The following is a 10,469-nucleotide window of genomic DNA, read 5'->3' on the forward strand; positions in this document are numbered from 1 at the left end:
CGGGGCCCTGACACCCCGGCACACGTCAGGAGAGCGCGTGGGCGGAGAGGAACTCGGTGACGGCACCGGCCGTCAGGTCGCTGCGCAGGATGTCGGTGTGGCGGACGGGGATGTCGACGGCCCGCGCGGCGAGCCGGGCGCCCTCGGTCGGCTCCAGGGAGTTCACCGAGGTGGCGGTGCGCCAGGCGGCGGTCGGATCGATCTCCCGGGCCGCGTCCAGGTACGAGACGAACGACCTGAACACCGCCGCGAACTCCTCGAGCAGGTCCGGGTCGAGCTCCTCGCGGGCGAACGCGGCCCCGGCCTGCTCCCGGAAGATCCGTACGAGCTCGTCCCCGAAGGCGGCGAAGTCGGAGGCGGCCGCCCGTGCCGCCGCCGCGGCCTGCCGGGCGGCGGCCACCTCGCCGGCGGAGAGGACCGAGGCGAACTGGTCCAGCATGGCGGTGAAGTCCCGGTCCAGGGCGGCCGGGGTCGGCACCTCCGGGTCGAACATCAGGAACCCGGGCGGCTCGGCCTGCCCGGCGGCCAGCCTGGCGGCCAGCTCCCCGGCGAAGACGCTGCCGGCGCAGTAGCCGAGCACCGCCCGGACGGTACGCCCGCTGTCCTCGACCTCCCTGGCCCACCGCTCGACGTAGTCCCGCGCGGACATCCCGTCGCCCGTGTCGGGCTGCCTCGTCTCCCACACGGTGAACTCCGGGCCGAGGCGCGGGGCGAGGTCGGAGAAGCCGGAGTCGGAACGCCCGGTGGTGGCGAAGTCGACGGCCAGGACGAGGCCGGGGCCCCGGCCCGCGCTCAGTACTTTCCAGGCGCTGGGTGTTGTCATGGATGCTGTCCACTCTGGTCGACCGCCCGCACCGCGCACGGGTGCGGACGTGGGGAGGCGTGGTGGGGGCACGACGCGGGGCCCGCCCCGGGCCGGGGCGGGCCCGTCGGCCCGGTGTGCGGGGCCGGCTCAGCCGCCGGTGATCCGGATGGCCTTCGACGGGCAGATGTGCTCGGCGATCTTGCGTGCGTGCTCGGAGTCGGCACCCGCGGGGCGGTCGTCGAGCAGGACGACCAGGCCGGTGTCGTCCTCCTGGTCGAAGACCGACGGCGCGCTCATCACGCAGAGACCGGCGCCGATGCAGCGGTCGCGGTCGACGTTCACCCGCATGCCGCTCACCAGCCGACCACGAGCTTGTGCACCGGCGGCAGCCCGTCGACGAGCTCGATCGGCTCGTCCGACTCGACCACGTGCAGACCCGGGAAGCGGGTGAACAGCGAGGTGAAGCACAGCTCCATCATCAGCCGCGCCACGTGCTGGCCCAGGCACTGGTGGACGCCGTAGCCGAAGGCCAGGTGGTCCCGGGAGTCGCGGTGGATGTCGAAGGCGTCCGGGTCCGTGTACTTGGCGGGGTCCCGGTCGCCGAGGCCCTTGAGCACGAGGATGCCCTCGCCCTCCTTGATGGTCACCCCGTCGATCTCCACGTCGGCGAGCGCCACGCGGGCGATGATCTCGTCGACGATGCTGAAGTGCCGCAGCACCTCGTTCACGGTCTTGGGCATCAGCCCCGCCGGGTCGGCCTGCAGGGCCTTCAGCTGGTCGGGGTGGTCGAGGAGCGTCTGGGTGCCGAGGGCGATGCGGTTCACGATGAACTCGTAGCCGGCGAGCAGCAGCATCTTCGTCATCAGCGTCAGACCGTGGTGGTCGAACTCGTCGGTCCGGCCGGCCCGGGTGATGAAGTTGCCGAGCATGTCGTCGGTGGGGTTCTTCTGCTTCTCGGTGACGAGAGTCGCGAAGTACTCCATCAGCTCGTTGTTGGCGGCCATCTTCTCGTCCATGGTGTACGAGTGGCGCGTGCCCACCATGATCGCGGCGTTGCGCGTGAACACATCACGCTCGGCCTCGGGGATGCCGGCCATCTCGCAGATCACCTGCGCGGGCAGCGGCAGGGCGAGGGCCTGGACGAGGTCGAGCGGACCGCCGGCCGTCTCCATCCGGTCCAGGTAGCCGTCGATGAGCTCCTGGACCCGGGGGCGCAGCTTCTCGGCGGCCTTGATGGTGAAGTCGGGCAGTGCCATCTGACGGACCCGCGTGTGCCGCGGCGGGTCCATGGTCACCAGCAGGTTCTTCGAGTCGCGGGCGATCATGTCCAGCAGTTCCTGCGGCGCCGGGAACCTGATCGGGAACGTCGGGTGCGGCTCGACGCTGAACCGGTCGTCGGCCAGCAGTCGCTGGATGTGGTCGTGCTGGGAGACGAGCCACGCCTTGCTGCCCGACGGCATGGTCACCTGGGTCAGCGGACGGCCCGCCGGCACCTGGTCGTACTCGGCGAGCAGCGGGTTGGGCCATCCGCGGGGGGCGACGGGGCAGGTCGCCGGTATCTCCATGGCGTCGGTCATGGGAAATTTCCCTGTCTTCGATGTGGTGATGAGCCTGCTCGGGGTGATGCTACGGACGGAATTCCGGTCCGCCGGATGTGCTGCCACTTGCTGCAAGGCAATCCGGTCCGGGGGAATCCGAATCCTTCGTGCCGAGGGTGAGAAGAGCGCTTTCCGGAAATTGCATCCACGTGCGACACAGCTTGTCCGGGCGTGTATTCGTTTACTGGACGTTGATGGACCGCAGCCGGCGGAAACCGGCTCCACGGGCGAACGGCACGGCCATGCCCACCTACTGACGGCCGGTGAGCCGGCCTGCGCCGGCGGCCCGGAGCCCCGTGCCTGCCGACACCAAGCTCACCGACCGATTCCCGGATCGGCCAGGCCCGAAGAAACAGAGGACAGATGTCTGACTCGTCAGCCACGGTTCTGCCGCTGACCGCCGGCCAGGCCGGAATCTGGTACGCGCAGAGCCTCAGCGGTCCGAACGCGACGTTCAACGCGGCCCTGTACCTGGAGATAGCGGGCGCGGTCGACCCCCTGCTCTTCACCGCCGCCATGCGGCAGGTCGTCGGCGAGGCCGAGGCGGTCCGTGCCCGGTTCGTCGAGGGTGACACCGGCCCCGTCCAGGTGGTCGTGCCGGTCACCGACTGGTCGGCGGAGCCCTTGGAGGTCCTCGACCTGAGTGCCCAGGACCGGCCGGGCGACGCGGCGGAGGCGTGGATGTGGGCGGACGCGCGCACCCCGGTGGACGTGCTCGGCGGCGCCCTGTACCGCTTCGCGCTCATCAAGGTCGCCGATGACCGTTTCTTCTTCTACTACCGCTACCACCACCTGGTGATGGACAGCTTCGGCGCGAGTCTCGTCGCCTCCCGCACCGCCGACGTCTACACCGGCCTGGTGACGGGCGAGGACACCTCGGGCGGTGCCTTCCCCCCGCTGCGCGAGCTGATCGACGACGAGACCGCCTACCAGGAGTCCGCCGCCTTCGAGGCCGACCGGGACTTCTGGACGGCGGAGTTCGAGGACCGGCCGAACGCGGTGAGCCTCGGGGACCGCCCGACGGCCATGCCCACCGACCAGGTGCGGGGGACCCGCCACGTCCCGGTGGACTCCGCCAACCGTGTCCGCGACGCGGCGCGTGACGTACGGGTCGGCTGGCCGGCCGTGGTGCTCGCCGCCCTCGCCACCTACACGAGCCGGGTGTCGGGCAGCGGTGACGTGGTCATCGCCCTGTCGGTCGCCGCGCGGTCGACCGGCCCGGGGCGGACCGTGCCCGGCATGGTGTCCAACGTGGTCGGCGTCCGGATGACGGTGCGCCCCGACATGACGGCGCAGGAACTCGTCCGCCACGCCCACCAGCGCATGCGCGCAGTCTCCCGGCACAAGCGCTACCGCTACGAGGACCTCCGCCGCGATCTGAAGCTCCTGGGCTCCGACGGCAGGCTGCTCGGCCCGAGGCTCAATCTGCACATCGCCGCGCCCGCCCTGCACTTCGCCGGGATGCCGGCGAGCCTGCACCCGTTGATGGCCGGACACGACGACGACTTCTCCCTCATCGTCGTCGGCGATCAGGACGGTGGTTTCCGGTTCGACGTCTCGGCCAACCCGGACGTGTACAGCACGGAAGCGGTGCGGCAGCACCACCGGCTGATCACCCGGTTGCTCGACGAGCTCACCGAGTACCCCGACCGCCCGATCGGCGCGCTGGACGTCGTCGACCCCGAGATGCTGGCCAGGCTGGTCGGCGACTGGGGCGGAGCGGACCGGACCCCGGAGCCGGGGGAGCGCACCTCGCTGCCCGAGCGGTTCGCCGCCGCGGCGGCCGCGTACCCGGACAACCGGGCGGTCGTCCACCCCGACGGATCGGGCACCCGGTCCCTCACCTACCGGGAACTCGACGCCCGCTCGAACCAGCTGGCCCGGCTGCTCATCAGCCGGGGTGTCCGCCGCGGACAGCTCGTCGCGCTGGCGATGCCCCGCTCCGTGGACATGGCCGTGGCCCTGCTGGCCACGCTGAAGGCGGGGGCGGCATACCTGCCGATCGACCCCGAGTACCCCGCGGACCGGGTGGCCTACATGCTCGGCGACGCCGAGCCCGCCGTGGTGGTCACCGCTCAGCGTGATGCCTTCGCGCAACTGACGGTCCGGACGCCGGAGATCGTGCTGGACCGCCCGGATACGGTGGCCGGGCTGGGCGGCCTGGCGAGCACGCCGGTCCTGGACGCCGAGCGCGGCGGGCACGTGCTGCCCGACCAGGCCGCGTACGTCATCTACACCTCCGGGTCGACCGGCAGACCCAAGGGCGTCGTCGTCGCCCACCAGAACGTGATCCGGCTCTTCGACTCGACCGAGCGGTGGACCGGCTTCGGTCCCGACGACGTGTGGGCGCTGTTCCACAGCTACGCCTTCGACTTCTCCGTGTGGGAGATCTGGGGCGCCCTGCTGCACGGCGGCACCCTTGTCGTGGTGCCCTTCGCGGTGAGCCGGGCGCCGGAGGAGTTCCTGCGGCTCCTCGTGCGGGAGCGGGTCACCGTCCTCAACCAGACGCCGTCGGCCTTCTACCAGCTGATCCAGGCCGACCAGGACAACCCGGACACCGGGCGGGCACTCGCCCTGCGCTACGTCATCTTCGGTGGGGCGGCGCTGGAGTTCGGGCGGCTGGCCGAGTGGTACGAGCGGCATCCGGAGGACTCGCCGCGGCTCGTCAACATGTACGGCATCACCGAGACCACGGTGCACACCACCGAGCGGATGCTCGACGCGGCGTGCGCCACGTCCGGCAGCGGCAGCATGATCGGCCTCGGCATCAGGGACCTGCGCGTCTACCTGCTCGACACCGCGCTGCGCCCGGTCCCGCCCGGCGTGACCGGTGAGCTGTACGTCGGCGGTCCCGCCGTCGCCGACGGCTACCTGGGGCGGCCGGACCTGAGCAGTACCCGGTTCGTCGCGGACCCCTTCGGTCCGGCGGGCGAGCGCATGTACCGCTCCGGCGACCTGGCCCGCTGGGCCGGGGACGGCAGCGCCGACATGGAGTACATGGGGCGGGCCGACCAGCAGGTGAAGATCCGCGGCTTCCGCATCGAGCTCGGCGAGATCGAGGCCGCCGTCCTGCTGCATCCCGATGTCCGGCAGGCCGCCGTCGTCGTGCGCGAGGACACGCCCGACGACATGCGGCTGGTCGCCTACGTCGTCGGCGATCATGGGCCCGGCGGCCGGGTCGACCTGGAGCCGCTCATGCTGCGCAAGCACGTCGCCGCCGGCCTGCCCGAGCACATGGTGCCCGCCGCGTTCGTCCAGCTGGACGTGCTGCCCCTGACGGGGAACGGGAAGCTCGACACCCGGGCCCTGCCCGCCCCGGACATGACGGGATCCAGCGGCGGCCGGGCACCCCGCACTCCGGAGGAGGAGATCTTCTGCGGGCTCTTCGCCGAGATTCTCGGTCTGCCCGCGGTCTCCCTGGACGACAACTTCTTCGACCTGGGCGGCCATTCACTGCTGGCGACCAGGCTGGTCAGCCGGGTCCGCGCGGCGTTCGGCGTCGAACTCGCCATCCGTACGATCTTCGAGGCGCCCACTCCCGCGACCCTGATCGCCTGGCTCGCCGGCCACGGGGACGTCCCCACGGCCCGGCGGCCGCTGACCAGGATGGACAAGCCGCAGGAGATCCCGCTGTCCTTCGCCCAGCTGCGGCTGTGGTTCATCGACAAGATCGACGGCGGCTCCGGGACGTACAACATCCCGCTCGTGGTGCGGCTCAACGGCACGCTGGACCGTGAGGCGCTGCAGGCGGCGATCGGCGACATCGTCGGCCGGCACGAGAGTCTGCGCACCGTCTTCCCGGACGACCGGGGCACCCCGCGCCAGCACATCCTGCCGGCGGCGGAGGCCACCCCTGTCATGGGGGTGACGGAGATCGCCGCGGACCGGCTCGCCGCGGCGATGACCGAACGCGCCGCGGTCGGCTTCGACCTGGCCACCGAGGCTCCCATCCGGGCGCACCTGTTCGCCGTGTCCGAGCATGAGCACGCCCTCCTCATGCCGATGCACCACATCGCCGGCGACGGCTGGTCCCTGGTGCCGCTCACCCGCGACCTCCAGACCGCGTACACCGCACGGTGCGCCGGCACGGGCCCCGAGTGGGAGCCGCTGCCGGTGCAGTACGCCGACTACACCCTGTGGCAGCGCGAGATCCTGGGCGACGAGGACACCCCGGGCTCCGCGATCTCCGGCCAGCTGGCCTTCTGGACGCAGTACCTGCGCGGACTGCCCGAGGAAGTCACCCTGCCCACCGACCGGCCCAGGCCGCCCGTCGCGTCCTACCGCGGCGAGACGCTCCGCTTCGACCTGCCGCCCGCACTGCACGAGCAGCTGACCCGCTGCGCGCGCAAGCACGACGTCAGCCCGTTCATGGTGGTGCAGACCGCCCTGGCGGCGCTGCTCGGCAAGCTGGGCGCCGGTGAGGACATCCCCCTCGGCATCTCCATCGCGGGACGTACCGACGAGGCGCTGGACGACCTGGTCGGCTTCCTCGTCAACACCCTGGTGATGCGCACCGACCTGTCCGGCGATCCGAGCTTCGAGGACCTCCTGGGCAGGGCCCGCGCGGACGGCCTGGCCGCCTTCGCCAACCAGGACCTGCCCTTCGAGAGGCTGGTGGAGGCCGTCAACCCGGAGCGTTCGGCCGGCCGGCACCCGCTGATCCAGATCGGCCTCGGCTTCCAGAACAACGCGACCCCGGGGCTCGACCTGCCCGGCCTCGACGCCTGGATCGAACCCGCCGTCACCCACACCGCCAAGCTGGACCTGCTGTTCGACTTCCGCGAGGTCAAGGGCGACGGGGACACCCCGGACCACACCACCTGTGCCGTCGAGTACGCCACCGACCTGTACGACGAAGCGACGATCGAGCTGCTCACCCGGAGGCTGACGCGCCTGCTGGACCAGGCCACCGTCCGGCCGGAGAGCCGCCTGAGCGAACTGGATGTACTGGACGCCGACGAACGCCGCCGGCTGCTCGTCGACTTCAACGACACCGCGCGCCCGGTCGCCGAGGGCACGCTGGCCCAGCTCTTCGCCGACCAGGTCGCGCGCACCCCCGGCTCGCCCGCGGTGGCTGCGGGCGGGCAGGAACTGAGCTACGCCGAACTGGGCGGACGGGTCAACAAGCTGGCCCGGCACCTGGTCACGCGCGGGATCGGTGCGGAGGACCGGGTACTCCTGGTCATGCCGAAGTCGCTGGACCTCCTCGTGGCGCAGCTCGCCGTGGTCACGGCGGGTGCCGCGTTCGTACCGGTCGATCCCGGCTATCCGCGCGAGCGCGTCGCCTTCATGGCCGAGGATTCCGCGCCCGTGCTGATGCTGACCACCTCCACCGTGGCGGAGATGGCCGGGGACGTGGTGCCGGACGTACCCGCGATCGTCGTGGACGACCCGGTCCCCGCCGCCCGGATCGCGGCCCGGCCCGATGGACCGCTGTCGGACGCCGACCGGCGGGAGCCCTCCGCCGTCGGCCACCCCGCCTATGTCATCTACACCTCCGGTTCGACCGGCCGCCCCAAGGGCGTCGTGGTCACCCACCGGGGTATCGGGAACCTCGCCGTCGCCCAGGGCGAGCGGTTCGACGTCCGCCCGGACAGCCGGGTCGTCCAGTACGCGGCACCGAGCTTCGACGCCGCGGTGTCCGAGACCTGCATCGCCCTGCTGAGCGGGGCGACCCTCGTGCTCCCGGTCGGCAGCGGGCTGCTGCTCGGCGAGGCGCTGGCCGCGTTCCTGACCGAGCGGCGCATCAGCCACGCGACGATCCCGCCCATCGCGCTGACCGGCCTGGACCCGGCCGCGGTACCGGCCGGCATGGTGCTGACCGTCGCGGGTGAGGCGTGCTCGGCCGAGCTGGCCGGAACCTGGTCGGCGGGCCGGCGCATGATCAACGCGTACGGCCCCACCGAGACGACCGTCTGCGCCACGATGAGCGCCCCGCTGTCCGGGGCCGTCGCCCCGCCGATCGGCACCCCGATCGCCAACGCCCGTGCCTACGTGCTGGACGCGCAGCTCAGCCCGGTCCCGGTCGGCGTGCTCGGCGAGCTGTACATCGCCGGAGTCAACCTGGCCCGCGGCTACCTCGGGCGTCCCGGGCTCTCCTCGGAGCGGTTCGTCGCCGCGCCGTTCGGCCCGCCCGGAGAGCGCATGTACCGTACCGGCGACGTGGTGCGCCGGCGTGCCGACGGTCAGCTGGAGTTCGTCGGCCGGACCGACGACCAGGTGAAGCTGCGCGGCTTCCGGGTGGAGCTGGGCGAGATCACCGACGCGCTGACCGACCAGCCGCAGGTCGAGTCGGCCGCCGTGGTGGTCCGTGAGGACCGTCCCGGCGAGCGCCGGCTGGTCGGCTACGTCGTGCCCGCCGCGCAGGATCCGGATGCCCGTGACACCGGCCTGGAGACCGACCAGGTCGGCAAGTGGCAGGCCATCAACGACGAGGTGTACGGCGCGTCGGCCCACGACGGGCCGCCGCTCGGCGAGAACTTCAGCGGCTGGCACAGCAGCTACGACGGATCGGAGCTGCCCGAGTCGCAGATGCGCGCCTGGCGCTCGGCGACCGTCGACCGGATCCTGGAGCTGCGGCCCCGCCGGGTCCTGGAGATCGGCGTCGGCGCCGGACTGATCATGACGCCGGTCGCCCCCCACGTGGACCTGTACTGGGGCACCGACCTGTCGGGTGAGGTGATCGAGACCCTGGTCAGGCAGACCGCGCAGATCCCGGAGCTCGCCGAGCGCACCTGCTTCACGGCGACCCCCGCGCACCTGCTGGACGAGCTGCCGGCCGGGTCGTTCGACACCGTCGTCATCAACTCGGTGGCGCAGTACTTCCCGGGCGTCGACTACCTGACCGACGTCATCAGGAAGGCGTTCGCCCTGCTCGGTGACACCGGCGCGGTCTTCCTCGGCGACCTCCGCGACCTGCGGCTGCTGCGCCGCATGCGGGCGGCCGTCCACCGCACCGGCCACCCCGGGGACGACGCGGCCACCACCCGTCTCGCCGTGGACCGGGCGGTCGAGCGCGAAACCGAACTGCTGGTGGACCCGGCTCTGTTCGACACCCTGGCCGGATCGCTGGAGGGCTTCGGCGGCGCGGACGTCCGCGTCAAGCGTGGCGACTACACCAACGAGCTCAGCCGCTACCGCTACGACGTGGTCCTGCACAAGCGGCCGGCCGCGCCCGTCACGCTCGCGCAGGTGCCGTCGCTCGGGTGGGAGCGGGCGGGCGGCCTCGACGGGATCGCCGCCCGGCTGCGCGACGAGCGCCCGGAGGGACTGCGCGTCACCGGCATCCCCAACGGCAGGCTCGACGCGGACCTGGCCGAGCCGGACGGCACCGGCGCCACCACGGCACCGGAGGGCGTCGACGTCACGGCCCTGCACGAGGCCGGCACGCCCGCCGGCTACCGGGCGCTGGTCACCTGGACGGCGGGGGCGGACGACGGCCGGCTGGACGCGGTGTTCGTACCGGAGCACGCACCTGACGGGACGGACGCGGTACCCGCCTACCGGGACCTGTACCTCCCGGACGAGATGCCCGCCCGCTTCGCGAACGACCCGCTCGTCGCCCGGAGGACCGGGGCACTGGTCGCCGAGCTCCAGGAGGCGCTCTCCGAGCGGCTGCCCGACTACATGGTGCCCACCGCGCTGGTGCTCCTGGACGCCCTGCCGGTCACGCTGAACGGAAAGCTCGACCACAAGGCGCTGCCCGCGCCCGACGCGGCGGCGTCCTCGGACGCGCTGCCCGCCACACCGCAGGAGGAGACGCTCGCCCGGCTGTTCGCCGAGGTGCTCGGACTTCCCAGGGCCGGTGCGGAGGACGACTTCTTCCGCCAGGGCGGCGACAGCATCGTCTCGATCCAGCTCGTCAGCCGGGCTCGCGCCGAGGGCCTGGTGTTCACCCCGCAGGACGTGTTCGCGCACCGCACCGTGCGGGCCCTCGCCGCGATGGCCGAACCGGTGCCCGCGGGAGACGGAACGCCGTCCGACCCGGCCGCCGCGGGCGAGTGGGACATGGACCTGGTCTCGCAGGACGAACTCGACGAGTTCGAGTCGAAGTGGAGCGTCTAGGA

At 72.1% G+C, this 10,469-nt stretch carries 4 protein-coding genes; 1 reads left to right on the forward strand and 3 read right to left on the reverse strand.

The annotated features are described in order from the left end of the window. Positions 1 to 25: 25 nt before the first annotated feature. The 3 genes from QFZ58_RS19860 to QFZ58_RS19870 form a co-directional block, all read right to left on the reverse strand. Complete coding sequence (locus QFZ58_RS19860; RefSeq protein WP_307126243.1) at positions 26 to 823, reverse strand: hypothetical protein; 798 nt, start codon at positions 821 to 823, stop codon at positions 26 to 28. 129 nt (positions 824 to 952) lie between these two features. After that, positions 953 to 1,153, reverse strand: coding sequence for a ferredoxin (locus tag QFZ58_RS19865; RefSeq protein WP_307126244.1), 201 nt, complete (start codon positions 1,151 to 1,153; stop codon positions 953 to 955). Positions 1,154 to 1,158: 5 nt separating this feature from the next. Next, a complete protein-coding gene (locus QFZ58_RS19870) occupies positions 1,159 to 2,382 on the reverse strand; it encodes a cytochrome P450 (protein ID WP_307126245.1) in 1,224 nt (407 codons plus the stop codon). Between the two features lie 384 nt (positions 2,383 to 2,766). Between QFZ58_RS19870 and QFZ58_RS19875 the strand changes: the two genes are divergently transcribed. Further along, positions 2,767 to 10,467 carry a non-ribosomal peptide synthetase gene (locus QFZ58_RS19875; RefSeq protein WP_307126246.1) on the forward strand — a complete coding sequence of 2,567 codons (7,701 nt, stop codon included), beginning with the start codon at positions 2,767 to 2,769 and terminating at the stop codon, positions 10,465 to 10,467. Positions 10,468 to 10,469: the final 2 nt, after the last annotated feature.

This window comes from Streptomyces sp. B1I3, from assembly GCF_030816615.1.
Classification (GTDB): Bacteria; Actinomycetota; Actinomycetes; order Streptomycetales; family Streptomycetaceae; genus Streptomyces.

Coding starts and splice junctions, on each gene's coding strand:
- QFZ58_RS19875 (WP_307126246.1), top strand. CDS start 2,767: ATGTCTGACTCGTCAGCCACGGTTCTGCCGCTGACCGCCGGCCAGGCC.
- QFZ58_RS19860 (WP_307126243.1), bottom strand. CDS start 823: ATGACAACACCCAGCGCCTGGAAAGTACTGAGCGCGGGCCGGGGCCCC.
- QFZ58_RS19870 (WP_307126245.1), bottom strand. CDS start 2,382: ATGACCGACGCCATGGAGATACCGGCGACCTGCCCCGTCGCCCCCCGC.
- QFZ58_RS19865 (WP_307126244.1), bottom strand. CDS start 1,153: ATGCGGGTGAACGTCGACCGCGACCGCTGCATCGGCGCCGGTCTCTGC.